Source organism: Streptomyces sp. NPDC058619, assembly GCF_042717785.1.
Classification (GTDB): Bacteria; Actinomycetota; Actinomycetes; order Streptomycetales; family Streptomycetaceae; genus Streptomyces.
Genome location: NZ_JBHXQN010000065.1, coordinates 1 through 25,958, shown reverse-complemented (window position 1 = coordinate 25,958; position 25,958 = coordinate 1). Strand labels below are relative to the sequence as shown.

Below are 25,958 nucleotides of genomic sequence, written 5' to 3'. Positions count from 1 at the left end.
GGGTCGGGTCGGTGGTCGGGTACGGGGTCCGCCGCGGGGTGGGGTCCGTAGAGTTGGGGGATGCTTTTCGAACCGCGTTCAGGGCGGCTGGCCGCCTGGGGGAACGCTCTGCTGGCAGGTCTGGTCTCGCCCGACGAGGCCGTGTCGTCGATCGTGAGCGAGGACGCCGTGCACCGGGTGGAGGGCCTGCCCGGGGAAACGGGTCCGGTGGGACTCACGCTGGCGCTCGGGCGGATGCGGGCGCTGGGGGTGACCGGGCTCCGGGTGGCGCTGCCGGCGCCGGGGCATCCGCTGGGGCTGAGCGGGCCGCCGGAGTTCAACGCGCGGGCGCTGGACGCCGAGGAGGCGGTGGTCGCGGTGGGCGCGGGCCTGGGGCTGGTGCCGGAGGTCTTCGAGGTGGGCCCGGCCGGGGACGTGCACGTGTCCGTGACCTGGCACTGCCTGCCGGTACGGGAGGCCCCGCCCGCGGACGTCCCGTCGCTCGGCGAGGCGGAGCGGGAGCTGGCGGAGGCGCTGCGCGAGGCGACGGGGGTGCTGACCCGGCTGGACGTGGCGGGGTCGGGGCCGGTGGCCGACGCGGCGCTGTCGGCGTACCGGGCGCGGGCGGAGGCCGGGCGGGAGGTGCTGGCACCGGGGTACCCGCCGCGGGCGGTGCGGGTGCTGGCGCTGGCGCAGCGGGTGGACCTGCTGGTGTCGCTGGCGTACGAGCACGGCCCGGGGGGCGCGGTGGCCGCCTCGGAGATGGCGGCGCGGTCGGAGGCGCTGCGGCCGGTGGAGCGGGTGGCGCGGCGGGCGCTGGTGGCGGCGTACAACGCGGCGGTGGAGCGGCACTGACACGGCGCGGGCGGTGCCCGGGCGCGGGGGGCGCGTGTGCCGACCCCGGCGCGGGCGGTGACCCGGCGCGGGCGGTGACCCGGCGCGGGCACTGAACGGGCGCGTGTAGTGAACGGGCGCGTGTTGAGCGGGCGCGGGCAGTGACGCGGCGCGGGCGACCTGTACTGGCCCGGCGCGGGCGGTGGCGGTGGGCGCGCGGTTCTGGCGCGGTGCCGCGGTTCGCGGCGGGGGAAGGCGACGGCCCCGCTTCCCGGGGAGAGGGGGGAAGCGGGGCCGGTGGCGCGGGCCTCGGAGCGGCGCCGCGGAACGGAGCCCGGGAGCGGTGCGAGGGCCGCGCCGCAGGCGCGGGCGGTGCGTCAGGCGTTGACGCCCGTGTTGCCGAAGGCTCCGTTCAGCAGGCCGATCACGTTGACCGTGTTGCCCACCGCGTTCACGGGGACGTGCACGGGGACCTGGAGCAGGTTCCCGGAGGCCACGCCGGGCGAGTTCAGGGCCTCGCCCTCCGCCGACGCACCGCCGTGCGCCGAGGAGACACCGGCGCCGGCGGCGAGGAGGCCGCCCGCGATCATGGTGACGACTGCGGCCTTCTTGAAGTTCTTCACGTTTCTCTTCCTCCGTACGTCCGCCGCGACCAGCCGTCGCGGCACGCCATGGAGAACGGCCGCCCGGCCCCGGGGATACGCCATGTGGGCTACATACACCCGACCGTATGAATCTCCGATGGTCTGCCCGACGCCTCCGGCCGGGCCCCCCTCAGTCGGTGAGGCCGTGCCTGACCGCCCACAACGCGGCCTGGGTGCGGTCGGCGACGTCCAGCTTCATCAGGATGTTCGAGACGTGCGTCTTGACGGTCTTCTCCGACAGGACGAGGGCCCGCGCTATCTCGCGGTTCGAACGGCCGTCCGCGATGAGGGCGAGGACCTCCCGCTCCCGTTCGGTCAGCGAGCCCCCGCGGCCCGACGGAGGGCCCTGGCCGTCCTGGGAGAGCAGCGCCTCCGCCACCTCCGGCTGGAGGAGGACGTGTCCGGCGTGGACGGAGCGGATCGCGCCGGCGAGGGCGTCGGGGTCGATGTCCTTGTAGACGTACCCGGCTGCGCCCGCCCGCAGGGCGGGGACCACGGTGCGCTGCTCGGTGAAGCTCGTGACGATCAGCACCCGTGCCGGGTTCGCCGCCCCGCGCAGCCTGCGCAGGGCCTCGATGCCGTCGGTGCCCGGCATCTTGACGTCCATGAGGATCACGTCCGGGCGCAGCTCCTCGGCGCGGGCGAGGCCCTCGTCTCCGTCGGAGGCCTCGCCGACCACCTCGATGTCGTCCTGGACCTCCAGGAAGGTGCGCAGGCCCCGCCGGACCACCTGGTGGTCGTCGACCAGCAGGACGCGGATTCGGCCGGGGGTGTCAGCCACCGGGTACCTCCATCTCGATCGTGGTGCCCCTGCCGGGCTCCGCGTGCACGGCGAGCCGGCCTCCGACGCCGCCCGCGCGGTCGCGCATGGAGACCAGGCCCAGGTGGCGGCCCGCGCTGCGGACCGTCCGGGGGTCGAAGCCGCGGCCCGCGTCGGTGACCCTGAGGACCGCTCCCCCGCCGGGCGTGCGGGCCAGGGCCACCTCGACGCGGTCGGCGCCCGAATGCCGCAGGGCGTTGTGGAGGGCCTCCTGGGCGACGCGCAGGAGGGCTTCCTCCTGGGGCCCGGGGAGGGCGCGTACGCCGTCACAGGTGAAGGTGACGTGCGCGGCGTGCGCGCGGTCGAGTACGTGGACGTGGGCGCGCAGGGTCGCGACGAGTCCGTCCTCGTCCAGGGCGGCCGGGCGCAGCTCCGTCACGGCGGCCCGCAGTTCGTCGGCGGCCTCCGCCGCCAGGGCGGCCACCTGGTGGAGCTCGCCCTTGGCCCGGGCCGGGTCGCGGTCCACGAGGGCGGCCGCGGCCTGGGCGGTGAGGCGGAGGGAGAAGAGCTTCTGGCTGACGGCGTCGTGCAGCTCGTGGGCGAGGCGGGAGCGCTCCTCGGCGATGGTCAGCTCGCGGCTGCGCTCGTAGAGCCGGGCGTTGGTGAGGGCGATCGCCGCGTGCTGGGCGAGGAGGGAGAGGAGTTCCTCGTCCTCGTCGGTGAAGCCGGTACCGCCCGCACCTCCCCTACCGCCCGTACCGCCGCTGCCGCCGCCGGCCGGGGCCCTGCGCTTGTTCGCGAGGAAGAGGGCGCCGAGGGTCTCCTCGCCGTCGCGGACGGGCAGGCCGAGGAACTCGGACATGTCGGGGTGGGCGGACGGCCAGCCACCGAAGCGCGGGTCCTCGCGCACGTCGGCCAGCCGTTGGGGGCCGTCCTGGTGGAGCATCGCGGCGAGGATGCCGTGCTGGCGGGGCAGCGGGCCGATCCGTCGCCACTGCTCCTCACTGATGCCGTCCACGACGAACTGGGCGAAGCCGCCGTGGTCGTCCGGGACGCCCAGGGCCGCGTACTCGGCGTCCAGGAGCTCGCGGGCCGAGACGACGATCGTGCGCAGGACGTCGCGGACCTCCAGCGTGCGGCTCATGGCGAGCAGTGCGGTGCTCACGGCCGCGAGGCCGCTGCGGGGACCCCCGTACCCGGGGCTGGCTGTCATGACCTCACCGTACTCGCGGGCCTGACCTGCGGGATCGGGCGCCGGACCGAGGGGCGGGGGGCGCTCGGCCTACGGCCGGGGGCGGGGGGCGGCCCGTGCCGTCTCTGTCTTCGGGATGAGATCCGGGGCGGCCGCGTGGTCCTCAGGTCGTACGTGCGTGACACTTCGCGTTGCTTCCGCAACGTTGGGTGAGATTGTTACGTGCCCGATGTGAGCCCGCACATAGGACGCAGGTCACTTACGAAGCTCCCTAGTGGACGGGTGAAGGTCCTGTGAGCTCGGGCGCGCGTAGCTCTGATGCGGCAAAACGGGGCGAGTCGGCGCCCCCTGATCCACTAAGCGGGGTCGTACGTCACACCTTTGCCAGGCAATTTTGCCGCCGCTAAGAATTGCTCCCGTCGCACAGCGCCGCAGATCTCGGATCAGCGCGGCGCTTTCCTGCGGCCCCGCCCTCAGACTGCCCGGGGGTGGCCCCCCGTCGAAGAGGTTGCCCCGCCATGTCTGCTTCCAGCACTCCCGGTCACAGTCGTCTGACGAAGGCACACAAGCTGTCCATCTCCGGTGTCGCCACGCTCGGTGCCGCCGCGCTCGCCTTCTCCCTCGTCCCGGCCGGTGCCGGCGAGACCGAGACCGTCGTCTCCACGGCCCCCGTCGCCTGGACCCGGGTCGTCGACGGAGCCCAGACGAAGGCTGTACAGCAGAACCTCTCCGTCCAGCACGTCGTCGCGGCCAAGGCCGTGTCGGACGCGGCGGCGAAGGCCAAGGCCAAGGCCGCGGCGGACGCCAAGAAGGACCGCGGGCAGAAGACGGCTGCGAGCCGCTCCGCGACCCGTACCCCGGTCTTCGCGAACAACCTCGACGGCTGGATCAAGGAAGCCCTCTTCATCATGAAGCGCGAGGGCATTCCGGGTTCCTACCACGGTATCCACCGCAACGTGATGCGCGAGTCCAGCGGCAACCCGCTGGCGATCAACAACTGGGACATCAACGCCCGCAACGGCATCCCGTCGAAGGGCCTGCTCCAGGTCATCGCCCCGACCTTCAAGGCGTACCACGTCAAGGGCACCAAGTTCGACCAGTACGACCCGGTCGCGAACATCGTCGCCGCCTGCAACTACGCGGCCGACCGCTACGGCTCGATGGACAACGTCAACAGCGCCTACTAGGCCTGGCACGGTCCGTCGGCCCTCCCCGACCCCCCATGCGCCTCAGGGCGGCCCCGGAGTACCGGGTGCCGCCCTGAGGCGTTCGTGCGCGCGTCCGCGGGCGGGGCCTACTTGCCCGCGCGCATCACCTCGGGCTCGTGGCGGCGCAGCAGACGCTGCACCGCGAAGCCGCAGGCGATGCCGAGGAGGAGCAGGACGGTGATGTTCAGGCTCCACTGGCCGACCGTCGCGTCCCAGAGCGGGTCGGTGTTGGTCGGGTTGTCGGGGTCCCACGGCGGCATGAGCACGCCGAGGTTCAGAGTGGAGCCGGCGGCGGCGATCGCCCAGCGGGACGGCATCAGCCAGGCGAACTGCTCCAGGCCCGGGGAGTCGTACAGCTGGAAGAGGATGCCGGTGAAGACGACCTGGACGATCGCGAACATGACCAGGAGCGGCATGGTCTTCTCGGCGGTCTTCACCAGCGAGGAGATCACCAGGCCGAACATCATCGAGGTGAAGCCGAGCGCGATGACCGACAGGCAGATCTCCACGGCCGGCGGCAGGATCAGGCCCTCGGTGGGCAGGTCGCGCGGGAAGAAGCCGATGCCGCAGATGATCACGCCCTGGATGGCCGTGATGACGCCGAGGACGATCACCTTCGACATGAGGTACGCGGACCGGGACAGGCCGGTGGCGCGCTCCCGCTCGTAGATCACGCGTTCCTTGATCAGTTCGCGGACCGAGTTGGCGGCGCCGGAGAAGCACATGCCGACCGCGAGGATCAGCATGATCGTGCCGGCGTCGCCGTTGAAGCGGGACGGCGCCACGGGCGGCGCGAGGCCGAACTTCGCGGGGATGACCGTGGAGACCACGCCCAGGACCGCGGGCAGGATCAGCATCAGGCCGATGAAGCCCTTGTCGGAGGCGATCACCGAGACGTAGCGGCGCATCAGCGTGAAGAGCTGGGAGCCCCAGCCCTGCGGCTTGGGCGGGCGCATCCGCTGGGCCGGCGCCATCGCGACCGACTGCGGGGCGACCGCGTCGATGTCGGCGGCGTACAGCTGGTAGTGCTGCGAGCTCTTCCAGCGCTCGGCCCAGTCGTACTCGCGGTAGTTCTCGAAGGCGGAGAAGACGTCGGCCCACGTGGTGTAGCCGAAGAAGTTCAGCGCCTCGTCCGGCGGGCCGAAGTACGCGACCGAGCCGCCCGGCGCCATGACCAGCAGCTTGTCGCAGATGGCCAGCTCGGCGACGGAGTGGGTGACGACGAGGACCGTGCGGCCGTCGTCGGCGAGGCCGCGCAGCAGCTGCATGACGTCGCGGTCCATGCCCGGGTCGAGGCCGGAGGTCGGCTCGTCCAGGAAGATCAGCGACGGCTTGGTGAGCAGCTCCAGGGCCACGGACACGCGCTTGCGCTGACCGCCAGAGAGCGCGGTGATCTTCTTGTCCTTGTGGATGTCGAGCTTGAGCTCGCGCAGGACCTCGTCGACGCGGGCGGCGCGCTCGGACTCGGCGGTGTCACCGGGGAAGCGGAGCTTGGCCGCGTACTTGAGGGCGGTGCGGACCCGCAGCTCCTTGTGCAGGATGTCGTCCTGCGGGACCAGGCCGATGCGCTGGCGGAGCTCCGCGAACTGCTTGTACAGGTTGCGGTTGTCGTAGAGGACGTCGCCCTGGTTGGCGGGCCGGTAGCCGGTCAGCGCCTTGAGCAGCGTCGACTTGCCGGAGCCCGAGGGGCCGATGACGCCGATCAGCGACTTCTCCGGGACGCCGAAGGTGACGTCCTTGAGGATCTGCTTGCCGCCGTCGACCGTGACCGTGAGGTGGCGGGCCGAGAAGGAGACCTCGCCGGTGTCGACGAACTCCTCGAGGCGGTCGCCGACGATCCGGAACGTCGAGTGGCCGACGCCGACGATGTCGTTCGGGCCGAGCAGCGCGGTGCCGGACTTGGCCACCGGCTGGCCGTTGACGTAGGTGCCGTTGTGGCTGCCCAGGTCGCGGATCTCGAAGCGGCCGCCCGGCATCGAGCGGAACTCGGCGTGGTGGCGGGAGACCTGGAGGTCGGAGACCACCAGCTCGTTCTCCAGCGCACGGCCGATCCGCATGACGTGGCCCAGCGAGAGCTGGTGGAACGTCGTGGGGCTGCGGTCGCCGTAGCCGGGCGCCCCGCCCTGCGCCGGCCGGGACGCGGCGGGGCCGCCGCCCTGCTGGTGCGGGAGGTGCGGCTGCGGCTGCTGCGGTTGCTGCTGCTGCGGTACCTGGTGCTGCGGGGCGTACTGCTGGTGCTGCGGTGCCTGCTGCTGCTGTTCCCAGGCCTGCTGCTGGGGCTGCTGCGGGGCCTGGTACGCCGGGGCGTGGGCCTGGGCCTGCACCGGCTGCGCCGCCGGGGCGGCGGCGCCGACCGGGTTCAGCCGCGGGCCGTCGGTGGCGTTGCCGAGGTGGACCGGCGTACCGGGCACGAGCTCGGCCTGCTGGACCCGGGCTCCGCGCACGTAGGTGCCGTTGGTGCTGCCGTGGTCCTCGATGCCCCAACCGCGGCCGTTCCAGCTGATGGTGGCGTGCCGCCACGACACCCGGGCGTCGTCGATCACCACATCTCCCTGGGGGTCGCGCCCCAGCGAGTACGACCTGGACGGATCGAGCGTCCAGGTCCTTCCGTTCAGTTCCAGTACGAGTTCCGGCACTCCAGCCCCACTTAGGTCCCCCGAGAATCCCCCATGACGTCAGGGAGTCTAGGTATGGCGAACATCCGGGGGAACTATTTCAGGCCCACGGCCACATGTGGAATCCGGGCCGCGCGGGGGCGTCCACAACCGGCCGTTGACGGGGGCGAAAGCCACCCGGAGGGTGTGATACGGGACTTCTCGCCCGGGGGTGCCCAGGTGCCCCGGTGGTCGCGGACGTCCCGGCGGGCTCGGTGTCCCGGAGGGCTCGGTGGTCCCGGAGGGCTCGGTGGTCCCGGTGGGCTCGCGTCGGGCTCGCGTCGGAGCCGGGGCATCGGGGGCACCGCTCGCACGCCGCGCCCGACGGGGGCGTGCCGCAGGTGGGCCGGACCCGGCAGTGTGGGCGGCGACGGCGCTTGGGGGGTGGGGCGGCTACGCGTCTCGCGCCGCGGGCCGGCCGCGCCGGCCCGGCTGCCCGCGACGGCCTCGGCGGTGGCGGGGCGGCTCGCGGCCGCGCCGCCGCCCGTGACAGCGGCACCCACCGGACGCGCGCCGACCCGCGCACACGGGACCGGCCGGGGGCGCCGCACGGTGCCCCGCCCCGGCGCCCGGCGCGCCGGTTCGGCGTACGGGGACTCCGTACGGGTGCCCCGGCGGCGACGGGCCCGCACCGCGGGCCGGCGGTCCCGGCCCGGCTGCTCCCGGCCGCCCCGGCGGTGGTGCGCCGGGACTGCGGGCCGACACGCGGCGGACGGTGTACGGCGTGCGGCGGGATCCGTGCGGCACCCCCGGCAGACGCGGCGGCAGTGGGCCGCCCGGGGGCAGCCGGCCGCCCCCGGCCGCGGCGCGTTCAGGGAGTGGGACGGGGGTCCTGTCCCCGGCCCGGGGAAGATACGGTGAGGTCACCATGAGCGCATCGCAGACCTCCGACGTCCCCACCCTCCTCGTCAAGATCTTCGGCAAGGACCGTCCCGGGATCACCGCCGGGCTGTTCGACACCCTCGCCGCCTACTCCGTCGACGTCGTCGACATCGAGCAGGTCGTCACCCGCGGCCGCATCGTCCTGTGCGCCCTCGTCACCAAGCCCGTCGGCGGCACCGAGGGCGACCTGCGGGCCACCGTCCACAGCTGGGCCGAATCGCTCAAGCTGCAGGCCGAGATCCTCTCCGGCACCGGCGACAACCGGCCGCGCGGCAGCGGCCGTTCCCACGTCACCGTGCTCGGGCACCCGCTCACCGCCGAGTCGACGGCGCAGATCGCCGCCCGGATCACGGCCACCGGCGGCAACATCGACCGCATCTTCCGGCTCGCGAAGTACCCGGTGACGGCGGTGGAGTTCGCCGTCTCCGGCACCGAGACCGAGCCGCTGCGCACCGCGCTGGCCACTGCCGCCTCGCACATCGGCGTGGACGTGGCCGTGGTCTCGGCCGGGCTGAGCCGCCGGGCCCAGCGCCTGGTCGTCATGGACGTGGACTCGACCCTGATCCAGGACGAGGTCATCGAGCTCTTCGCCGCGCACGCGGGCTGCGAGGCCGAGGTCGCCGAGGTCACCGAGCGGGCCATGCGCGGCGAGCTGGACTTCGAGCAGTCGCTGCACGCCCGCGTGGCGCTGCTGGCGGGGCTGGACGCCTCCGTCGTGGACAAGGTCCGCGCCGAGGTGCAGCTGACGCCGGGCGCCCGGACCCTGATCCGCACCCTCAAGCGGCTCGGCTACCAGGTGGGCGTGGTCTCGGGCGGGTTCACGCAGGTCACGGACGACCTGCGGGAGCGGCTCGGGCTGGACTTCGCCGCCGCCAACACCCTGGAGATCGTCGACGGCAAGCTGACCGGGCGGGTCACCGGCGAGATCGTGGACCGGGCCGGCAAGGCGCGCCTGCTGCGCCGGTTCGCCGCCGAGGCCGACGTCCCCCTCTCCCAGACGGTGGCCATCGGCGACGGCGCGAACGACCTGGACATGCTGAACGCGGCCGGGCTGGGCGTGGCCTTCAACGCAAAGCCGGTGGTCCGCGAGGCCGCCCACACCGCGGTGAACGTGCCCTTCCTCGACGCCGTGCTGTACCTGCTCGGCATCACCCGCGAGGAGATCGAGGCCGCCGACCTGGCGTGACGCGGGGACGCGTGGCGCTGGACCCGCGGCGCGGACCCCGCGGCCCGGGAACCCGTACGGCATGACGTGAAGGGCCCCGGCGGGCGCACTGCCCGCCGGGGCCCTTCGCGTCGGGTGGCCGGGGGTTCCGGTCAGTGCTCCTTGGGGGTCCAGAAGTCGAGCAGCGTGCCCATGCCGCGCTCCAGGGTCTTCCACGAGCCGGTGAAGGAGACGACGGCGAGCGCCGCGGTGGGGAATCCCGTACGGCTCATTCGCGCCAGGGCATCGCCCTCCCCGCGCGCGGAGAGGGCGTCGGCGAGGGCGTGCATGCCGGGGTTGTGGCCGATGACGAGCAGGTCGGCGACCTCGTCGGAGGTCTCGTTCAGCAGGGCGATCAGCTCGCCCAGCGAGGCGTCGTAGAGCCGCTCCTCGTAGGAGGTCTTCGGCCGGTGCGGCAGCTCCTGGACGGCCAGCTTCCAGGTCTCGCGGGTCCGGGCGGCGGTGGAGCAGAGGGCCAGGTCGAAGGCGATGCCGGATTCGGCGAGCTTCAGACCGACGGCCGGCGCGTCCTTGCGGCCTCGTTCCGCCAGCGGGCGGTCGTGGTCGGACACCTGGGGCCAGTCGGCCTTGGCGTGCCGGAGGAGGGCGATCCTGCGGGGTGTGTCGGCGCTCATGACTCCCAGCTTCGCACGAAACGAGCCACGGGGCGCAGGCTGTTGGGAGGCTCGTCGGCCGGTGCGGCGCGCGTCCCGGTACGTACGGGCGCGCGGTGTCAGCCGACGGCGCGCAGGAGCTGTTCCGCGACCCGGACCAGGCCCGGGCCGTCGCCGTCCGCAGTGGCCGCCCGGGCTTCGCCGGATCCGGCGAGGAGCAGCAGGACGCCGAAGGCGAGCGCGGGCAGTACGAGGGCCCACCAGTGCAGGCGGGCGTCGGCGTCCCCGCGGGCACGGCCGCCGCGGGGGCGGCCGGTGACGGCCGCGGCCGGGCGGGCGCCGCCGGCCGGCGGTACGGCGGGCGCGGTGGGACGGGGGCGGGGCGGGAGGGGCCGGGTGTGCGTGGGGGCCGACATGGCCGCCTCCGTGGGTGTGCGGTCGGGACGGGCTCGCTGTCTTCGAATCTATGGATCCGAAGGCGCGGCTCCCATCCGGGGCACACCCCACTTCACCCTGACCCTGACCCCCTAGGGGGAGGGGGGTTATCCCCACCACCCCTGCGGGGGGCCGGTGTCAGGGGGAGGCGATCGTCGCGATGACGGCGATGATCACGGTCACGGCGATCATCGCGCCGAAGACGAGGCCGAGCTTCTTGCGGCCGTTCTGGGGGTTCGGTTCGAGTACGGGCGACATGCCGGTCAGTCTCGCATGCCGCATTCGTCCTCGATCGTGCGGTCCCGTCCGGCCAGGACGCCCAGGACCATCTGCGGGACGAGGAGTGCGGCCATCAGTGCGAGGGGCAGGTCCCAGCCGCCGCTGTGCTGGTAGAGGGCGCCGATGAGCAGCGGGCCGGGGATCGAGATGAGGTAGCCGACGCTCTGGGCGAAGGCGGAGAGCTTGACGACCCCGGCCGGGGACTTGGCGCGCAGGCCGATGAGGGTGATGACGAGGGGGAAGGCGCAGTTGGAGATGCCGAGGAGGAGCGCCCAGGCCCAGGCTCCGGCGGCGGGGGCGAGGTAGAGGCCGAGGTATCCGGCGAGGCCGAACAGGCCGAGGGCGGCGGCGATGGCCCCCTGGTTCCTCATCCGGCCGGCCAGGCGGGGGATGACGAAGGCGAGCGGCACGCCCATGACCATGGTGACGGCGAGGAGCACCCCGGCGGTGGAGGCGGAGACCCCGGAGTCGCGGAAGATCTGCGGGAGCCAGCCCATGGTCACGTAGGCGCCGGTGGCCTGGAGGCCGAAGTAGCAGGCCAGGGCCCATGCGGTGCGGCTGCGGACGATGCGAGGGCCGGCGTCGGCCCGTACGGCGGCGCCCGCGCCGGCCTGCTCGGCGGCGACCCGCGCGGCGCGCCGGGAGGCGCGGGCGATGGGCAGCCAGGGCAGGACGGCGACGAGGGCGAGGACGGCCCAGATCAGCAGTCCGGTGCGCCAGCTGCCGCCGAGGGCGCCGGTCAGGGGGACGGTGGCAGCGGCCGCGAGGGAGGTTCCGGCGGCCAGGGCCATGGAGTACAGGCCGGTCATGGTGCCGACGCGGTCCGGGAAGTAGCGCTTGACGATCACCGGGAGGAGCACGTTGGTCAGGGCTATGCCGGCCAGGGACAGGGCGCTGGCGGCGAGGAATCCGGCGGCGCCGCCCGCGAAGGGCCGGATCAGGAGGCCGGCGGCGATGGCCGCCATGCCGGCGCAGACGACGGCGGCGGGGCCGAAGCGGCGGGAGAGCCGGGGGGCGGTGATGCCGAAGACGGCGAAGCAGAGGGCGGGTACGGAGGTGATCAGTCCGGCGACGGTGCCGCTCATGCCCAGGCCCGTACGGGTCTCCTCGAAGAGGGCGCCGAGGCTGGTGATGGCGGGCCGCAGGTTGAGGGCGGCCAGCACGATTCCGACGATGAGCACCGGACCGAGCCACGTGGGGGTCACGTGGGCGGAAACGGGAGGCCGCTGGTCGGCGGGGGGGCGCACGACCTGCGGGCGGTTCAGGGTCTGGATTTCATCGTCGGACATTCAACCATCATAGAATCATGGGATGATTGGTTGTCCAGTCGCGCACGCTGTTCTCGAGAGGAACCCATGCCGCTGACCTCGCCCCGGCGCTCCGCGCTCGTCGACCAGGTGATCGCACAGTTGCGGAACCAGATCACCTCCGGAGAGTGGCCGGTGGGCTCGCGTATCCCCACCGAGCCCGAGCTCGTGGAGCTGCTCGGCGTCGCCCGCAACACCGTCCGCGAGGCCGTGCGGGCGCTGGCGCACAACGGCCTGCTCGACATCCGCCAGGGATCGGGCACGTACGTCCTCGCCACGAGCGAGCTGGCCGGCGTCATGCACCGCCGCTTCGCGAACGCCGAGCCGCGGCACATCGCGGAGCTGCGCTCCACCCTGGAGTCCTCGGGCGCCCGGCTCGCGGCGGAGCGGCGGACCGAGCGGGACCTCGTCCAGCTGGACGCGCTGCTGGCGCGGCGCGAGGAGGCCTGGGCCGGCGGGGACGCGGAGCGGTTCGTGGCGGCGGACGTGAGTCTGCACATGGCGGTGGTGACCGCTTCCCACAACGAGGTGCTGATCGAGCTGTACGCGGACCTCGGCGATTTGGTGGCGGACTGGCTGCGCGGCGACGTGGGCACCGTGCTCGACCCCGCGGCCCACCTCGACCACGCCCGGCTGATCGAGGCCATCCGGCGGGGGGACGGCGACGCGGCCGCCTCGGAGGCGGCCGGCTACCCGTTCGCCTGCCTCGGCCGGGAGTAGCCGGGGGGCAGCCCGCGGGCCGGGACGGGGCGGACGCCGGGCCGCGGCGGCCGGCGGGCCGGGTCAGAGCCGCTGGTGGGTGACCCAGGTGGAGCGGACTTCCTTCCAGCAGCGGCCGGTGATCTCGGCCCGCCCGGCCGGGCCGACCGGAACCGCCGCGCCGTCGCCGTCGACGTCCCACCAGCGGTCGCACTCCACGTGCAGGCGCACCAGGTCGGTCTCCGGGTAGCTGTTGTGGCAGTACGCCGTCACCGTGGAGCCCTCGGTCTCGATGTCGCAGTCGGCGCCGAACAGGTCCCGGGCGCCGGGCTTCGCGGGCTGCACGGGGGGCTCGACGGGGATCACGGCGAGCTCCACGACCTCGGGGAGCACCGCTTCCGGGAGCACCGCCCCGGGGAGTGACCCGGGGGCCCGTTCGGGGGCCGCGCCCTCGGGGGCGGCCGCGCCGGGTCCGGGTGCGGGATCTCCCGCCGGCGGCCACGCGGCCGCGCCGGGGGCCAGGAATGCGGTCAGGATCACGGAGGTGACCAGGAGGGACACCGATCGGCTCGGCCTCGCGCGCACTCCCGTACCTCCTCCCCGCAGGAACCGGGAAGATCCCGACCTGGCCAGTTTGCAGGCTTATGTCACGGTTTTCGACTCGGGAAGACCCCGTCCGGCACCGGACATCCGATCGATCACGGCGTCCGCACCGCTCCCCCACGGCGAAAACGGCGCCGGGAACAGCGACGGCCGCGCTTCCCGGGAAGGGGAGCGCGGCCGCCGCCGTACGGAGGGTGGGGAGCCGTCAGGCGCCCATCGCGTGCAGGCCGCCGTCCACGTGGACGATCTCGCCGGTGGTCTTCGGGAACCAGTCCGACAGCAGGGCCACGATGGCCTTGCCCGTCGGCTCCGGGTCGCTCATGTCCCACTCCATCGGGGAGCGCTGGTTCCAGACGTCCGCCAGCTCGCCGAAGCCCGGGATCGACTTCGCGGCCATCGAGCCGATCGGACCGGCCGAGACCAGGTTGCAGCGGATCTTCTCCTTGCCCAGGTCGCGGGCGAGGTAGCGGCTGGTGGCCTCCAGCGCGGCCTTGGCCGGGCCCATCCAGTCGTACTGCGGCCAGGCGAACTGCGCGTCGAAGGTGAGGCCGACGACGGCCGCGCCCTCCGCCGGGAACAGCGGCTTGCAGGCCATGGTCAGCGACTTGAGCGAGAACGCCGAGACGTGCATGGCGGTGGCCACCGACTCGAACGGCGTGTTCAGGAAGTTGCCGCCGAGGGCGTCCTGCGGCGCGAAGCCGATCGAGTGGAGGACGCCGTCGAGGCCGCCGAGCTCCTCCCGGACGAGGCCCTCCAGGCGGGCCAGGTGCTCGTCGTTGGTGACGTCGAGCTCGATCACCTTCACCGGCTTGGGCAGCTTCTTGGCGATGCGCTCGGTCAGCGACGGCCGCGGCCACGCGGTGAGGATGACCTCGGCGCCCTGCTCCTGGGCCAGCCGGGCGGCGTGGAAGGCGATGGAGGACTCCATCAGCACTCCGGTGATGAGGACGCGCTTGCCCTCGAGAATTCCGCTCATGGTGATCAGTGACCCATGCCCAATCCGCCGTCAACGGGAATGACGGCTCCGGTGATGTACGCGGCGTCGTCGGACGCCAGGAAGCTCACGGCTGCCGCGATCTCCTCGGGCTGCGCGTAGCGGCCCAGGGGCACCTGGCCCACGATGCCCGCGCGCTGCTCGTCGGTGAGCACCTTCGTCATGTCGGTGTCCACGAAACCGGGGGCGACCACGTTGAAGGTGATATTGCGCGAGCCCAGCTCACGGGCGAGCGAGCGGGCGAAACCCACCAGCGCGGCCTTGGAGGCGGCGTAGTTGGCCTGTCCCGCCGAGCCCAGCAGGCCGACGACCGAGGAGATCAGGACGACGCGGCCCTTCTTGGCACGGAGCATGCCACGGTTCGCGCGCTTGACCACACGGAAGGTGCCGGTGAGGTTCGTGTCGACGACCGAGGCGAAGTCCTCCTCGGACATGCGCATCAGCAGCGCGTCCTTGGTGATGCCGGCGTTGGCCACCAGCACCTCGACCGCGCCGTGGGCGTCCTCGATCTGCTTGTAGGCCTGCTCCACCTGCTCGGAATCGGTAATGTCGCAGCGGACCGCCAGAACGCCGAGGGAGGTGAGCGCCTCCGGCGGCTCGCCCGAGCGGTACGTGATCGCGACCTTGTCTCCGGCTTCCGCGAAGGCACGGGCGATGGCGAGGCCGATGCCCCGGTTTCCTCCGGTGACGAGAACCGAGCGGCTCAACGGATCACCCTTTCGCTAGCGGTCTGAATACCAAAAACCTATAGGTCGAATCCCTCATACAGAGAATCGAGCTCCGACAGGGCCTGGCGACCCGCTCTGTCGATTCCCTACAGAAACATGTAGGTACTTGAGCTCCGATCGCGACATGATCGGGGCGACCGGCCCCGACCCCGGGAGGACTTCCGTGCCCCATTCCATCGACGCGGCCTTCACCGCGCTGCCCCTTCGGGCGCTCGCCGACGCGGCGCTCGCCCGGGCGCGTGCACTGGGCGCCGAGCATGCCGACTTCCGGCTGGAGCGGATCCGCAGCGCCTCCTGGCGGCTGCGGGACGCCAAGCCCTCCGGCGGCTCCGACAGCACCGACCTCGGGTTCGCGGTCCGGGTGGTGCACGGCGGCAGCTGGGGGTTCGCCTCCGGTGTCGACCTGACCATGGACGCCGCCGCGAAGGTGGCCTCCCAGGCCGTGGCCATGGCGAAGCTGTCCGCCCAGGTGATCAAGGCCGCGGGCTCGGACGAGCGCGTGGAGCTGGCCGACGAGCCGGTGCACTCCGAGCGGACCTGGATCTCCGCCTACGACGTGGACCCCTTCGCGGTCCCCGACGCGGAGAAGGCGGCGCTGCTCGCCGACTGGAGCGCCCGGCTGCTCGCGGCCGACGGGGTGGCGCACGTGGACGCCTCCTTCCTCGCCGTCCACGAGAACAAGTTCTACGCCGACACCTCGGGCACCTCGACCACGCAGCAGCGGGTGCGCGTGCACCCGCAGCTCACCGCGGTCGCCGTGGACGCCACCACCGGCGAGTTCGACTCGATGCGCACCATCGCCCCGCCCGCGGGGCGCGGCTGGGAGTACCTGACCGGTACGGGCTGGGACTGGAACGACGAGCTGGAGCGGATCCCCGGCCTGCTCGCCGAGAAGATGCGGGCCCCGAGCGTCGAGGCCGGGCGCTACGACCTCGTGGTGGACCCCTCCAACCTGTGGCTCACGATCCACGAGTCCATCGGCCACGCCACCGAGCTCGACCGGGCGCTGGGCTACGAGGCGGCGTACGCGGGGACCTCCTTCGCCACCTTCGACCAGCTGGGCAAGCTGAAGTACGGCTCGTCGATCATGAACGTGACGGGTGACCGCACCGCGGAGCACGGGCTGGCCACGGTCGGCTTCGACGACGAGGGCGTCGCGGCGCAGAGCTGGGACCTGGTCAAGGACGGCACCCTGGTCGGCTACCAGCTGGACCGGCGGATCGCGAAGCTGACCGGCCTCGGCCGCTCCAACGGCTGCGCGTACGCCGACTCCCCCGGGCACGTGCCCGTCCAGCGGATGGCGAACGTCTCGCTCCGGCCGGACCCGGGCGGGCTGTCCACCGAGGACCTGATCGGCGGGGTGGAGCGCGGCGTCTACGTGGTCGGCGACCGCTCCTGGTCGATCGACATGCAGCGCTACAACTTCCAGTTCACGGGCCAGCGGTTCTTCCGGATCGAGAACGGCCGGCTGGCCGGTCAGCTGCGCGACGTCGCGTACCAGGCGACGACCACCGAGTTCTGGGGCTCGATGGAGAAGGTCGGCGGCCCGCAGACCTACGTCCTGGGCGGCGCCTTCAACTGCGGCAAGGCCCAGCCGGGGCAGGTCGCGGCGGTCTCGCACGGCTGCCCGTCCGCGCTGTTCCGCGACGTGAACATCTTGAACACCACGCAGGAGGCCGGCCGATGAGCACGCTTTCCAACGGACGCACCAAGCCCCACGAGATCGTCGAGCGGGCACTGGAGCTCTCCACCGCCGACGGCTGCGTGGTCATCGCGGACGAGGAGTCCAGCGCCAACCTGCGCTGGGCCGGCAACGCGCTCACCACCAACGGCGTCACCCGCGGCCGGACCCTGACCGTCATCGCGACGGTCGACGGCAAGGAGGGCACGGCCTCGGGGGTCGTCTCGCGCTCCGCCGTCACCGCCGCGGACCTGGAGCCGCTGGTACGGGCCGCCGAGGCGGCCGCCCGCGGGGCCGGTCCGGCCGAGGACGCCCAGCCGCTGGTGACCGGGACCCCGGCCTCGCCGGACTTCGCCGACGCTCCCGCCGAGACCTCCTCGGCGGTGTTCGCGGACTTCGCGCCGGCCCTCGGCGAGGCCTTCGCCCGGGCCCGGGCGGGCGGCCGGGAGCTGTACGGGTTCGCCCACCACGAGCTGGTCTCCACGTACGTCGGCACCTCCACGGGACTGCGGCTGCGCCACGACCAGCCCAACGGGACGCTGGAGCTCAACGCGAAGTCCCCGGACCGGCAGCGCTCCGCCTGGGCCGGCCGCGCCACCCGGGACTTCAAGGACGTGGACCCGACCGTGCTGGACGCGGAGCTGGCCGTACGCCTGGGGTGGGCCGAGCGGAAGATCGAGCTGCCCGCCGGGCGGTACGAGACCCTGCTGCCGCCGACGGCCGTGGCCGACCTGCTGATCTACCAGATGTGGTCGGCGGCCGCCCGGGACGCGGTGGAGGGCCGGACGGTCTTCGCCAAGCCGGGGGGCGGCACCAGGGTCGGCGAGCGGCTGTCGCAGCTGCCGCTGACGCTGCGCAGCGACCCGAACGCGCCGGGACTGGAGTCCGCGCCGTTCGTGATCGCGCACAGCTCGGGCGACGACGCCTCGGTGTTCGACAACGGCCTGCCGGTGCCGGCGACCGAGTGGATCCGGGACGGCGAGCTGGCCCGGCTGACCACGACCCGGCACAGCGCCGCGCTGACCGGCCTGCCGCTCGCGCCGGCCTTCGGGAACCTGGTCCTGGACGGGGGTGGCGACAAGTCGCTGGAGGAGATGGTGGCGGGCACCGAGCGGGGCCTGCTGCTGACCTGCCTCTGGTACATCCGCGAGGTGGACCCGGCCACCCTGCTGCTCACGGGCCTGACCCGGGACGGTGTCTACCTGGTGGAGAACGGGCAGGTCGTGGGCGAGGTCAACAACTTCCGGTTCAACGAGTCCCCGGTGGACCTGCTGTCGCGGGCCTCGGAGGCGGGGCGTACGGAGAAGACGCTGCCGCGCGAGTGGGGCGACTGGTTCACCCGGGCCGCGATGCCCGCCCTGCGCATCCCGGACTTCAACATGAGCTCGGTCAGCAAGGGCGTCTGACCCACCTAGACTGAGCCACGGCAATTCAAGGCATCGAAGGAGTCGAGAGACCGTGACGGACATCGTCGACGAACTGAAGTGGCGCGGGCTGTTCGCCCAGTCCACCGACGAAGAAGCGCTGCGCAAGGCGTTCGCGGACGGTCCGGTCACGTTCTATTGCGGCTTCGACCCGACCGCGGCCTCGCTGCACGTCGGGCACCTGGTCCAGGTGCTGACCGTACGCCGGCTCCAGCAGGCCGGGCACCGGCCGCTGGCGCTGGTCGGCGGGGCCACCGGGCAGATCGGCGACCCGCGGCCGACGGCCGAGCGGACCCTGAACGACCCGGAGACCGTCGCGAACTGGGTGGCCCGGCTGCGCACCCAGATCGAGCCGTTCCTGTCCTTCGAGGGCGAGAACGCGGCGGTCATGGTGAACAACCTGGACTGGACGGCGGGCCTGTCCGCCATCGAGTTCCTCCGGGACATCGGCAAGCACTTCCGCGTCAACAAGATGCTGACGAAGGACTCGGTCGCGCGCCGGCTGGAGTCCGACCAGGGCATCAGCTACACCGAGTTCAGCTACCAGCTCCTCCAGGGCATGGACTTCCTGGAGCTGTACCGGCGCTACGGCTGCGTGCTGCAGCAGGGCGGATCCGACCAGTGGGGCAACCTGACGGCCGGCCTCGACCTGATCCACCGGCTGGAGCCGGGTGCGGTCGTGCACGCGCTGGCGACCCCGCTGATGGTCAAGGCGGACGGCACCAAGTTCGGCAAGTCCGAGAGCGGCGCCGTCTGGCTCGACCCGGAGATGACGACGCCATACGCGTTCTACCAGTTCTGGCTGAACATGGACGACCGCGACATCTCCACCTACATGCGCATCCTGTCGTTCCGGAACCGTGAGGAGCTGGAGGCGCTGGAGGCGCAGACCGCCGAGCGGCCGCAGGCGCGTGCCGCGCAGCGGGCGCTGGCGGAGGAGCTGACGACGCTGGTGCACGGCGCCGGCCAGTGCGCCGCCGTGATCGACGCGTCGAAGGCGCTCTTCGGCCAGGGCGAGCTGGCGGAGCTGGACGAGGCCACGCTGGCCGCGGCCCTCTCCGAGCTGCCGCACGCCCGGGTCGCCGAGCTCGGCCAGGTCGTGGACCTGTTCGCGGAGACCGGCCTGGTCGCCAGCAAGTCGGCCGGCCGCCGGACCGTGAAGGAGGGCGGTGCCTACGTGAACAACGTCAAGGTCACCGCCGAGGACGCGGTCCCCGCCGCGCAGGACCTGCTGCACGGGCGGTGGCTGGTGCTGCGCCGCGGCAAGAAGAACCTCGCCGCGGTGGAGGTCACGGGCGCCTGACGCCCGGGACGCGCCGCGGGTACGGCGGAGGGGCCGGTTCGGACGCGTGGTCCGGCCGGCCCCTCCGTCGTGACCCGGCTGCCCGCGCGGGCGGGTCCGGGTCCGCGGTTCCTCAGGTCATCTGCCGCTTGTTGCCGCGGACGGCGTTGTAGAGCAGGTCGCCGAGGCCGACGATGAGGACCGCTCCGGCCAGTTGCAGCAGGTGCCGGATCCAGTCGATGCCCTTGGTGTCGTTGACGCCGATCCAGGTCGCGACGGCGTTGCCGAGGACGGCGCCGAGGATGCCGAAGATCGTGGTCAGCCAGAGCGGCTGGTGCTGCTTGCCCGGCAGGATGGCCCGGGCAATCAGGCCCAGCACGAAACCGACGATGATCGCCCACAACCAACTCATGCCGAGCCTCCTCCTGGCGCCTTGTGCGCACGTGCGCCCAGCTTCGGGCAGGAGCGCGTACGACGCATTTCAGACAGGGCCGTCAGGGGGACACCCCCTCTCTCCCCACCTCGGGAGGGGCGGCGTACCGTGGAAGGGTCCGGACCGGGAGCGTCCGGCGGGTGATCGGGTGATCGGGTGGTGGAGCATGGAGCGGACCAAGCGGCAGAAGCGGAACGGGGCCGAGGTCTTCCGTATCACCGGTGCCCGGATGGGTCTCGCCGAGGACGTCCGGGGACGGCAGCGCCGGTACGTGATCTCGATGGTCATCCGGACCCTGTCGGTCATCGCGACGGTGGTGTTGTGGAATGTCCAGCGCCCCGTGGCGATCGTGACGCTCGTCGCCGGCGCGCTGCTGCCGTACATCGCCGTGGTCATCGCCAACGCGGGGCGCGAGTCGACGCCCTCGCTGCCCTCGCACTTCATTCCGGCCCCTGTGCACCCCGCACTGGACGCCGGAAAGCTCACGAACGGCTCAGATCAATCCTGAAGTTCCAGTGCACCGCACCGGGTCCTGCGTGACATACTGCCTACGCGCTCCGCATCCCCCGTCGGAGCGACGGACCGACGCCGGGCAGCTCCCCCCGTGGCTGCTCGGCGTCGCTTTTCCGTTCTAGGGTTGAGCCGTGAACTTCCCCAGCTTTTCCGGCCCTGGATCCTCCGGCCCCGAGGCCGGTTCCCCCACCTGTTCCGCCAAGGGCTGCCGCGACGCGGCCGTCTGGGTCCTGGCGTGGAACAACCCGAAGCTGCACGCGCCGGAGCGGCGCAAGACGTGGCTGGCCTGCGAGGAGCACCGCGAGCACCTGTCCCGGTTCCTGGGGGTGCGCGGTTTCCTCAAGGACGTCGTGAAACTCGACGAGTGGGTGCAGCCGGAGGGCTCGGAGCGGGCCTGACCCGCGCGGACCGCCGTTCGCCGGCGGTCCTCCAGGCGGTTGCGGTCCTCCAGGCGGTTGCGGGCAGCGTCCCGCCCCGGGGCTCAGCCGCCGATCGCCGACATCGGGCGGTCGGGCTGCAGGAAGGACGGGTCGTCCAGGCCGGAACCGGCCTTCTTCCCCCACATCGCGACCTTCCACAGCCGGGCGATCTCCTCGTCCGGTGCGCCCGAGCGCAGGGCGGCCCGCAGGTCGGACTCCTCAGTGGCGAACAGGCACGTACGGACCTGACCGTCGGCCGTGAGCCGGGTGCGGTCGCAGGCGCCGCAGAAGGGCCGGGTGACCGAGGCGATGACCCCGACGGTGGCCGGGCCGCCGTCGACGACCCAGCGCTCGGCCGGGGCGGAGCCGCGTTCGACGGCGCCCTCCTCGGTGAGCGTGAAGCGGGTGCGCAGGGACTGCAGGATGGCCTCGGCGGTGATCATGCCGTCGCGCTTCCAGCCGTGCTGGGCGTCGAGCGGCATCTGCTCGATGAAGCGGAGCTCGTACTCGTGTCCGACGGCCCAGGCCAGCAGGTCGGGGGCCTCGTCGTCGTTGAGGCCGGGCATCAGCACCGCGTTGACCTTCACCGGGGTGAGGCCGGCCTCGCGGGCGGCGGCCATGCCGTCGATGACGTCCTTGTGCCGGTCGCGGCGGGTGAGGGTCTTGAAGACCTCGGGCCGCAGGGTGTCCAGGGAAACGTTCACGCGGTCCAGGCCGGCGGCCTTCAGGGCCTGCGCGGTGCGCTTGAGGCCGATGCCGTTGGTGGTGAGCGACATCCGGGGGCGCGGCTCCAGGGCCGCGCACTGCTCGACGATCCCGACCAGGCCGGGACGCAGCAGCGGCTCGCCTCCGGTGAAGCGGACCTCGGTGATGCCGAGCCGGGTGACCGCGATGCGGATCAGCCGGACGATCTCGTCGTCACTCAGCAGATCGGACTTTCCGAGCCACTGCAGGCCTTCTTCGGGCATGCAGTACGTGCAGCGGAGATTGCACCGGTCGGTGAGCGAGACGCGCAGGTCGGTGGCCACGCGGCCGTAGGTGTCGAGAAGCACTGTGGGCCCCCTCCCCTGTCCGGTTCAGTAGGGTTCGCGCAGCTGAGGACGTACCGCGTGCGCTGCATTCGAGCCTACGCGACACCGGTGGTGTAAAGGGGTGCCCGAAAGAACGAGAGGCGGCGCGGCTGCGTCGTAGGGACGTACGACGCGGCCACGCTGGGTGTTCGGACGATCTCAGTGCGCCCCTGTTCCGGTGAGCGAGCGGACCTCCAGCTCGGCGAACTTCTGCGCGTCGGCCTTCTCCTTGGACAGGACGGTTCCCAGCCAGCCCAGCAGGAAGCCGAGCGGGATGGAGATGAGGCCGGGGTTCTCCAGGGGGAACCAGTAGAAGTCGGCGTCCTTGAACATCGAGGTGGGCTTCCCGGAGACGACCGGGGAGAACAGCACCAGGCCGACGGCCGAGATCAGGCCGCCGTAGATGGACCACAGCGCCCCCCGGGTGGTGAAGCGCTTCCAGAAGAGGCTGTAGAGGATCGTCGGCAGGTTGGCGGAGGCGGCGACCGCGAAGGCGAGTGCGACCAGGCCGGCCACGTTCAGGTCGCGGGCGAGGGCGCCCAGCCCGATGGCGACGGCGCCGATCACGACGGTGGACCAGCGGGCGGCGCGCACCTCCTCCTTCTCGGTGGCCTTGCCCCTGCGGATGACGTTGACGTAGAGGTCGTGCGCGAAGGACGAGGAGGAGGCGAGGGTGAGGCCGGCGACCACGGCCAGGATGGTGGCGAAGGCGACCGCCGAGATCACGGCGAGCAGGACGGCGCCGCCGGTGGAGCCGGCTCCGCCGCCGATCTCCTGGGCGAGCAGGGGCGCCGCGGTGTTGCCCGCCTTGTTCGACGCCAGGATGTCGGCCCGGTTGAGCAGGGCGGCGGCGCCGAAGCCGAGGGCGATGGTCATCAGGTAGAAGGCGCCGATGATGCCGATGGCCCAGTTCACGGACTTGCGGGCGGCCTTGGCCGTCGGGACGGTGTAGAAGCGGATCAGGATGTGCGGCAGTCCGGCGGTGCCGAGGACCAGGGCGAGGCCCAGCGAGATGAAGTCGAGCTTCGTCGTGGAGTCCTTGCCGTACTTCATGCCCGGTTCGAGGAACTTGGCGCCCTGTCCGCTGTTCTCCGCGGCCTTGCCCAGCAGCTCGGAGACGTTGAAGTTGAACTTGACCAGCACGAGCATCGTGATGAGCAGGGCGCCCGCGATCAGCAGGACCGCCTTGATCATCTGCACCCAGGTGGTGCCCTTCATGCCGCCGATGGTCACGTAGACGATCATCAGGACGCCGACCAGCGCGACCACGGCCACCTTGCCGCCGTCGCTGGTGATGCCGAGGAGCAGCGAGACGAGCACGCCCGCGCCGGCCATCTGGGCGAGCAGGTAGAAGATCGAGACCACGATGGTGGAGGTGCCGGCGGCGGTCCGTACGGGGCGCTGGCGCATCCGGTACGCGAGGACGTCGCCCATCGTGTAGCGGCCGGAGTTGCGCAGCGGCTCGGCGACGAGCAGCAGGGCCACCAGCCAGGCGACGAGGAAGCCGATGGAGTACAGGAAGCCGTCGTAGCCGAAGAGGGCGATGGCTCCGGCGATGCCGAGGAACGACGCGGCGGACATGTAGTCGCCGGAGATCGCGAGGCCGTTCTGGAAGCCGGTGAACTGGCGGCCGCCCGCGTAGAAGTCGGCGGCGCTCTTGGTCTGGCGGCCGGCCCACACGGTGATGATCAGGGTGGCGACGACGAACAGGCCGAACAGGGTGATGATCAGCGGCCGGTGCTCGGTGGCGCCCGCGGCGGTCGTGGTCAGGTGGAGGGCGCTGCTCATTCTCCGGCCTCCATACGGGACTTGATCGCGAGGGCCTTGGGGTCGAGGCGGGTGGCGGCGTGCCGCGAGTACAGCCAGGCGATCAGGAAGGTCGTGGCGAACTGGGCGAGGCCGAGGACGAGGCCGACGTTGATGTTCCCGAAGAGCTTGGCGCCCATGAAGTCGGCCGCGTAGCTGCAGAGCAGCACGTACAGCAGGTACCAGGCGATGAACGCCACGGTGAGCGGGAAGGCGAACGAGCGGAAGGAGCGGCGCAGTTCCCCGAACTCGGCGCTGTCCTGGACCCGCGAGAACTCCTCGGCCGTGGGACCCGCCTGGGACGCGCCCTCGGCCTCCGGTGGTGGCGCTGCTGCTTCGGTGGTCACGGGGGGCTCTCCTTGCGACGCGGGTGCGGTCGGGACGACGGACAAAACAACCTCCGTGGGGGGACGGTGGCGCTGATCCTCCCGGTCGACGGCACGGCCGGCGCGGCGGGACGGTTCAACACCTTCTGCTTCTTTGGGAACTGATTTCTCGAACTGATGGCACAGAAGGGAACAGCGGTACTAGGTTTCTGTGTCATGAACCCGTCCGACGCAACCGCGTCAGGGCGGCTTTTTCACGGATGATGTGGAGAACCCATGGCGCATCTGGGGTCGCGTACCGCCCGGAAGCACGGCCGTCTGGCCGTTCCGGTCGGCCTGGCGCTCACCGCCTCGCTCGCCTTCCTGCCCTCGATCGCGGCCTCCGCGGCCCCGCTGGGCAACACGGCGGGCGCTGCGGCGGCTTCGAAGCCCGACACCTCCGGACCCAAGCTGTCGTACGTGGCGAACCTGACCTCGTACGGCACGGTGAAGCAGGCGAAGGAGGCCATCGAGCGGGCCGGCGGCACGGTGGTGACGTCCCACCCGCAGATCGGGGTCGTCGTCGCCCACTCCCAGAACCCGGAGTTCGCCAAGCAGCTGCGGGCCCAGCGCAGCCTCTTCGTGTCGGTCGGCGCCACCCGCACGGCCCCGCTGACGACGGTGCAGACCACCGAGGAGGGCACCACGCAGCGGCTGAGCGCGGCGGACGCCGCCATGGCCGCGGCGAAGGCCGCGCCGGGGCAGGAGCCGCTGGAGTCCAACCAGTGGGACCTGCGGGCGATCAAGGCCGACGAGGCTCACAAGATCAACGATGGCAGCCGGAACGTCACGGTGGGCGTCATCGACACGGGTGTGGACGACACCCACCCGGATCTCGCGGCGAACTTCTCCAAGGAGCAGTCCGCCAACTGTGTCGGCGGCGTCGCGGACACCTCCGAGGGCGCCTGGCGTCCGTACGCCGACGGCAGCGACCACGGCACGCACGTGGCCGGCACCATCGCGGCCCCGCGCAACGGGGTCGGCGTCAGCGGCGTCGCGCCGGGCGTGCAGATAGCCGCGATCAAGGTGAGCGAGCCGGCGACCAGCCTGTTCTACACCGAGGCGGTCGTCTGCGGCTTCATGTTCGCCGCCGAGAAGGGGATCGAGGTGACCAACAACAGCTACTACGTCGACCCCTGGTACTTCAACTGCAAGACGGACGACGACCAGAAGGCGCTGGTGGAGGCCCTCACCCGGGCGAGCAAGTACGCCGAGCGCAAGGGCGTGCTGAACGTCGCCGCGGCCGGCAACGAGAACTTCGACCTCTCGGCCGACTCGATCACCGACGAGACCAGCCCGAACGACACCACCCCGGTGCCGCGCACGATCGACCCGCGTGTCTGCCTCGACGTCCCGACGCAGCTGCCGGGCGTCGTGACGGTGACCGCGACCGGTGACAAGGGCTTCAAGTCCTACTACTCCAGTTACGGCCTCGGAGTCGCGGACGTCTCGGCCCCGGGCGGCGACAAGTGGCAGGTCCCGGCCACCCCGGACGCCAACGGCCGCATCCTGTCCACCGTCCCCGGCGGCTACGGCTACAAGCAGGGCACCTCCATGGCGACCCCGCACGTCGCGGGCGTCGCGGCGCTGCTGAAGAGCGCGCACCCGAAGGCCACGCCCTCGCAGCTCCAGACGATGCTCAAGGGCCAGGCCACCAAGACGGCCTGCCCGGCGCAGGTCTACGACGCCACGGGCGTCCTGATCGACGCCACCACCTGCGAGAGCAAGTGGGGCCAGACGGGCTACTACGGCCACGGCGTGGTCGACGCGCTGAAGGCCGTCAAGTAGCACGCGCGGCGGTACCCGGTACGTGAGAGGGCCGGGCGGGGGTCTCCCCCCCCCCGCCCCCCCCCCCCCCCCGCGCCCCCCCCCGCCCCCCCGCCGCGCCCCCCCCCCCCGCCCGGGCGGGCCGGCATGGTAAGGACCGACAACGCCGGGCGGGCCGCCAA

The 25,958-nt window shown here is 72.3% G+C and carries 25 protein-coding genes; 10 read left to right on the top strand and 15 right to left on the bottom strand.

The annotated features are described in order from the left end of the window. Window positions 1-60 precede the first annotated feature (60 nt). Complete coding sequence (locus ACFWTC_RS33935; RefSeq protein ID WP_384025241.1) at window positions 61-834, top strand: hypothetical protein; 774 nt, start codon at window positions 61-63, stop codon at window positions 832-834. Window positions 835-1,190: 356 nt separating this feature from the next. On the opposite strand, the gene ACFWTC_RS33930 is transcribed toward ACFWTC_RS33935, so the two are convergent. The 3 genes from ACFWTC_RS33930 to ACFWTC_RS33920 all read right to left on the bottom strand — a co-directional run bounded on the left by ACFWTC_RS33930 (window position 1,191) and on the right by ACFWTC_RS33920 (window position 3,430). Further along, window positions 1,191-1,436: a chaplin gene (locus ACFWTC_RS33930; protein WP_383915062.1), complete on the bottom strand. Its 246-nt coding sequence runs from the start codon at window positions 1,434-1,436 to the stop codon at window positions 1,191-1,193. Window positions 1,437-1,587: 151 nt separating this feature from the next. Beyond that, window positions 1,588-2,238 carry a response regulator gene (locus ACFWTC_RS33925; RefSeq protein ID WP_383915063.1) on the bottom strand — a complete coding sequence of 217 codons (651 nt, stop codon included), beginning with the start codon at window positions 2,236-2,238 and terminating at the stop codon, window positions 1,588-1,590. Beyond that, window positions 2,231-3,430 carry a GAF domain-containing sensor histidine kinase gene (locus ACFWTC_RS33920; RefSeq protein WP_383915064.1) on the bottom strand — a complete coding sequence of 400 codons (1,200 nt, stop codon included), beginning with the start codon at window positions 3,428-3,430 and terminating at the stop codon, window positions 2,231-2,233. Before ACFWTC_RS33920 ends, ACFWTC_RS33925 begins: the two co-directional genes overlap by 8 nt. A gap of 497 nt (window positions 3,431-3,927) precedes the next feature. Here ACFWTC_RS33920 and ACFWTC_RS33915 point away from each other — a divergent pair, with 497 nt between their 5' ends. Next, window positions 3,928-4,596 carry a transglycosylase SLT domain-containing protein gene (locus tag ACFWTC_RS33915; RefSeq protein ID WP_383915065.1) on the top strand — a complete coding sequence of 223 codons (669 nt, stop codon included), beginning with the start codon at window positions 3,928-3,930 and terminating at the stop codon, window positions 4,594-4,596. Between the two features lie 107 nt (window positions 4,597-4,703). On the opposite strand, the gene ACFWTC_RS33910 is transcribed toward ACFWTC_RS33915, so the two are convergent. Further along, a complete protein-coding gene (locus ACFWTC_RS33910) occupies window positions 4,704-7,253 on the bottom strand; it encodes an FHA domain-containing protein (RefSeq protein ID WP_383915066.1) in 2,550 nt (849 codons plus the stop codon). Between the two features lie 886 nt (window positions 7,254-8,139). Here ACFWTC_RS33910 and serB point away from each other — a divergent pair. Further along, window positions 8,140-9,339: a phosphoserine phosphatase SerB gene (gene serB / locus ACFWTC_RS33905; protein ID WP_383915067.1), complete on the top strand. Its 1,200-nt coding sequence runs from the start codon at window positions 8,140-8,142 to the stop codon at window positions 9,337-9,339. A gap of 131 nt (window positions 9,340-9,470) precedes the next feature. On the opposite strand, the gene ACFWTC_RS33900 is transcribed toward serB, so the two are convergent. From ACFWTC_RS33900 to ACFWTC_RS33885, 4 genes are all read right to left on the bottom strand, one after another. Further along, window positions 9,471-9,992 (bottom strand): SixA phosphatase family protein, encoded by a 522-nt coding sequence (locus ACFWTC_RS33900; protein WP_383915068.1) that lies wholly within the window; start codon window positions 9,990-9,992, stop codon window positions 9,471-9,473. Between the two features lie 98 nt (window positions 9,993-10,090). Beyond that, window positions 10,091-10,387, bottom strand: coding sequence for a hypothetical protein (locus tag ACFWTC_RS33895; protein WP_383915069.1), 297 nt, complete (start codon window positions 10,385-10,387; stop codon window positions 10,091-10,093). 157 nt (window positions 10,388-10,544) lie between these two features. Then, window positions 10,545-10,664 (bottom strand): SGM_5486 family transporter-associated protein, encoded by a 120-nt coding sequence (locus ACFWTC_RS33890; RefSeq protein WP_279628666.1) that lies wholly within the window; start codon window positions 10,662-10,664, stop codon window positions 10,545-10,547. 5 nt (window positions 10,665-10,669) lie between these two features. Next, complete coding sequence (locus ACFWTC_RS33885; RefSeq protein ID WP_383915070.1) at window positions 10,670-11,974, bottom strand: CynX/NimT family MFS transporter; 1,305 nt, start codon at window positions 11,972-11,974, stop codon at window positions 10,670-10,672. 66 nt (window positions 11,975-12,040) lie between these two features. Between ACFWTC_RS33885 and ACFWTC_RS33880 the strand changes: the two genes are divergently transcribed. After that, on the top strand, window positions 12,041-12,712 hold the full coding sequence (locus tag ACFWTC_RS33880; protein ID WP_383915071.1) for a FadR/GntR family transcriptional regulator: 672 nt from the start codon (window positions 12,041-12,043) through the stop codon (window positions 12,710-12,712). A 63-nt stretch (window positions 12,713-12,775) separates the two neighbouring features. On the opposite strand, the gene ACFWTC_RS33875 is transcribed toward ACFWTC_RS33880, so the two are convergent. The 3 genes from ACFWTC_RS33875 to fabG form a co-directional block, all read right to left on the bottom strand. Next, window positions 12,776-13,276: a hypothetical protein gene (locus ACFWTC_RS33875; protein ID WP_383915072.1), complete on the bottom strand. Its 501-nt coding sequence runs from the start codon at window positions 13,274-13,276 to the stop codon at window positions 12,776-12,778. Between the two features lie 223 nt (window positions 13,277-13,499). Then, window positions 13,500-14,270, bottom strand: coding sequence for an enoyl-ACP reductase FabI (fabI, locus tag ACFWTC_RS33870; RefSeq protein WP_383915073.1), 771 nt, complete (start codon window positions 14,268-14,270; stop codon window positions 13,500-13,502). Between the two features lie 5 nt (window positions 14,271-14,275). Continuing rightward, the gene (fabG, locus tag ACFWTC_RS33865) at window positions 14,276-14,995 is read right to left on the bottom strand and encodes a 3-oxoacyl-[acyl-carrier-protein] reductase (RefSeq protein WP_384025244.1); all 720 of its coding nucleotides are present in this window, start codon (window positions 14,993-14,995) and stop codon (window positions 14,276-14,278) included. Window positions 14,996-15,179: 184 nt separating this feature from the next. Between fabG and ACFWTC_RS33860 the strand changes: the two genes are divergently transcribed. The 3 genes from ACFWTC_RS33860 to tyrS are packed head-to-tail and all read left to right on the top strand — an operon-like array spanning window position 15,180 to window position 19,424. Continuing rightward, a complete protein-coding gene (locus ACFWTC_RS33860) occupies window positions 15,180-16,703 on the top strand; it encodes a TldD/PmbA family protein (RefSeq protein WP_384074917.1) in 1,524 nt (507 codons plus the stop codon). Continuing rightward, complete coding sequence (locus ACFWTC_RS33855) at window positions 16,700-18,103, top strand: metallopeptidase TldD-related protein (protein WP_383915076.1); 1,404 nt, start codon at window positions 16,700-16,702, stop codon at window positions 18,101-18,103. Before ACFWTC_RS33860 ends, ACFWTC_RS33855 begins: the two co-directional genes overlap by 4 nt. A gap of 52 nt (window positions 18,104-18,155) precedes the next feature. Continuing rightward, window positions 18,156-19,424, top strand: coding sequence for a tyrosine--tRNA ligase (gene tyrS, locus ACFWTC_RS33850; RefSeq protein ID WP_384025247.1), 1,269 nt, complete (start codon window positions 18,156-18,158; stop codon window positions 19,422-19,424). 112 nt (window positions 19,425-19,536) lie between these two features. Here tyrS and ACFWTC_RS33845 read toward each other — a convergent pair whose 3' ends face one another. Beyond that, entirely contained in the window at window positions 19,537-19,815 is a 279-nt protein-coding gene (locus tag ACFWTC_RS33845) for a GlsB/YeaQ/YmgE family stress response membrane protein (RefSeq protein ID WP_351282589.1), read from the bottom strand. 187 nt (window positions 19,816-20,002) lie between these two features. Here ACFWTC_RS33845 and ACFWTC_RS33840 point away from each other — a divergent pair, with 187 nt between their 5' ends. Together ACFWTC_RS33840 and ACFWTC_RS33835 are read left to right on the top strand one after the other, a co-directional pair. Further along, the gene (locus tag ACFWTC_RS33840; protein ID WP_383915078.1) at window positions 20,003-20,344 is read left to right on the top strand and encodes a DUF3099 domain-containing protein; all 342 of its coding nucleotides are present in this window, start codon (window positions 20,003-20,005) and stop codon (window positions 20,342-20,344) included. A 136-nt stretch (window positions 20,345-20,480) separates the two neighbouring features. Further along, a complete protein-coding gene (locus ACFWTC_RS33835) occupies window positions 20,481-20,747 on the top strand; it encodes a hypothetical protein (RefSeq protein WP_383915079.1) in 267 nt (88 codons plus the stop codon). An 83-nt stretch (window positions 20,748-20,830) separates the two neighbouring features. Here the strand turns inward: ACFWTC_RS33835 and moaA are convergent, their stop codons facing one another. The 3 genes from moaA to ACFWTC_RS33820 all read right to left on the bottom strand — a co-directional run bounded on the left by moaA (window position 20,831) and on the right by ACFWTC_RS33820 (window position 23,991). Continuing rightward, on the bottom strand, window positions 20,831-21,820 hold the full coding sequence (gene moaA / locus ACFWTC_RS33830) for a GTP 3',8-cyclase MoaA (RefSeq protein WP_383915080.1): 990 nt from the start codon (window positions 21,818-21,820) through the stop codon (window positions 20,831-20,833). Window positions 21,821-21,997: 177 nt separating this feature from the next. Then, the gene (locus ACFWTC_RS33825) at window positions 21,998-23,626 is read right to left on the bottom strand and encodes a cation acetate symporter (RefSeq protein ID WP_383915081.1); all 1,629 of its coding nucleotides are present in this window, start codon (window positions 23,624-23,626) and stop codon (window positions 21,998-22,000) included. Next, complete coding sequence (locus tag ACFWTC_RS33820; RefSeq protein WP_383915082.1) at window positions 23,623-23,991, bottom strand: DUF485 domain-containing protein; 369 nt, start codon at window positions 23,989-23,991, stop codon at window positions 23,623-23,625. Before ACFWTC_RS33820 ends, ACFWTC_RS33825 begins: the two co-directional genes overlap by 4 nt. 255 nt (window positions 23,992-24,246) lie before the next feature. On the opposite strand from ACFWTC_RS33820, the gene ACFWTC_RS33815 reads away from it, so the two are divergent. After that, on the top strand, window positions 24,247-25,797 hold the full coding sequence (locus ACFWTC_RS33815; RefSeq protein ID WP_383915083.1) for a S8 family serine peptidase: 1,551 nt from the start codon (window positions 24,247-24,249) through the stop codon (window positions 25,795-25,797). The last annotated feature ends 161 nt before the right edge of the window (window positions 25,798-25,958 follow it).

Excerpts from the sequence above, each read along its gene's own strand:
- ACFWTC_RS33825 (WP_383915081.1), bottom strand. The coding sequence starts at position 23,626 with ATGAGCAGCGCCCTCCACCTGACCACGACCGCCGCGGGCGCCACCGAG.
- ACFWTC_RS33880 (WP_383915071.1), top strand. The coding sequence starts at position 12,041 with ATGCCGCTGACCTCGCCCCGGCGCTCCGCGCTCGTCGACCAGGTGATC.
- ACFWTC_RS33915 (WP_383915065.1), top strand. The coding sequence starts at position 3,928 with ATGTCTGCTTCCAGCACTCCCGGTCACAGTCGTCTGACGAAGGCACAC.
- ACFWTC_RS33885 (WP_383915070.1), bottom strand. The coding sequence starts at position 11,974 with ATGTCCGACGATGAAATCCAGACCCTGAACCGCCCGCAGGTCGTGCGC.
- ACFWTC_RS33855 (WP_383915076.1), top strand. The coding sequence starts at position 16,700 with ATGAGCACGCTTTCCAACGGACGCACCAAGCCCCACGAGATCGTCGAG.
- ACFWTC_RS33920 (WP_383915064.1), bottom strand. The coding sequence starts at position 3,430 with ATGACAGCCAGCCCCGGGTACGGGGGTCCCCGCAGCGGCCTCGCGGCC.
- ACFWTC_RS33840 (WP_383915078.1), top strand. The coding sequence starts at position 20,003 with ATGGAGCGGACCAAGCGGCAGAAGCGGAACGGGGCCGAGGTCTTCCGT.
- ACFWTC_RS33815 (WP_383915083.1), top strand. The coding sequence starts at position 24,247 with ATGGCGCATCTGGGGTCGCGTACCGCCCGGAAGCACGGCCGTCTGGCC.
- ACFWTC_RS33935 (WP_384025241.1), top strand. The coding sequence starts at position 61 with ATGCTTTTCGAACCGCGTTCAGGGCGGCTGGCCGCCTGGGGGAACGCT.
- ACFWTC_RS33845 (WP_351282589.1), bottom strand. The coding sequence starts at position 19,815 with ATGAGTTGGTTGTGGGCGATCATCGTCGGTTTCGTGCTGGGCCTGATT.
- fabI (WP_383915073.1), bottom strand. The coding sequence starts at position 14,270 with ATGAGCGGAATTCTCGAGGGCAAGCGCGTCCTCATCACCGGAGTGCTG.
- serB (WP_383915067.1), top strand. The coding sequence starts at position 8,140 with ATGAGCGCATCGCAGACCTCCGACGTCCCCACCCTCCTCGTCAAGATC.
- ACFWTC_RS33900 (WP_383915068.1), bottom strand. The coding sequence starts at position 9,992 with ATGAGCGCCGACACACCCCGCAGGATCGCCCTCCTCCGGCACGCCAAG.
- ACFWTC_RS33890 (WP_279628666.1), bottom strand. The coding sequence starts at position 10,664 with ATGTCGCCCGTACTCGAACCGAACCCCCAGAACGGCCGCAAGAAGCTC.
- ACFWTC_RS33895 (WP_383915069.1), bottom strand. The coding sequence starts at position 10,387 with ATGTCGGCCCCCACGCACACCCGGCCCCTCCCGCCCCGCCCCCGTCCC.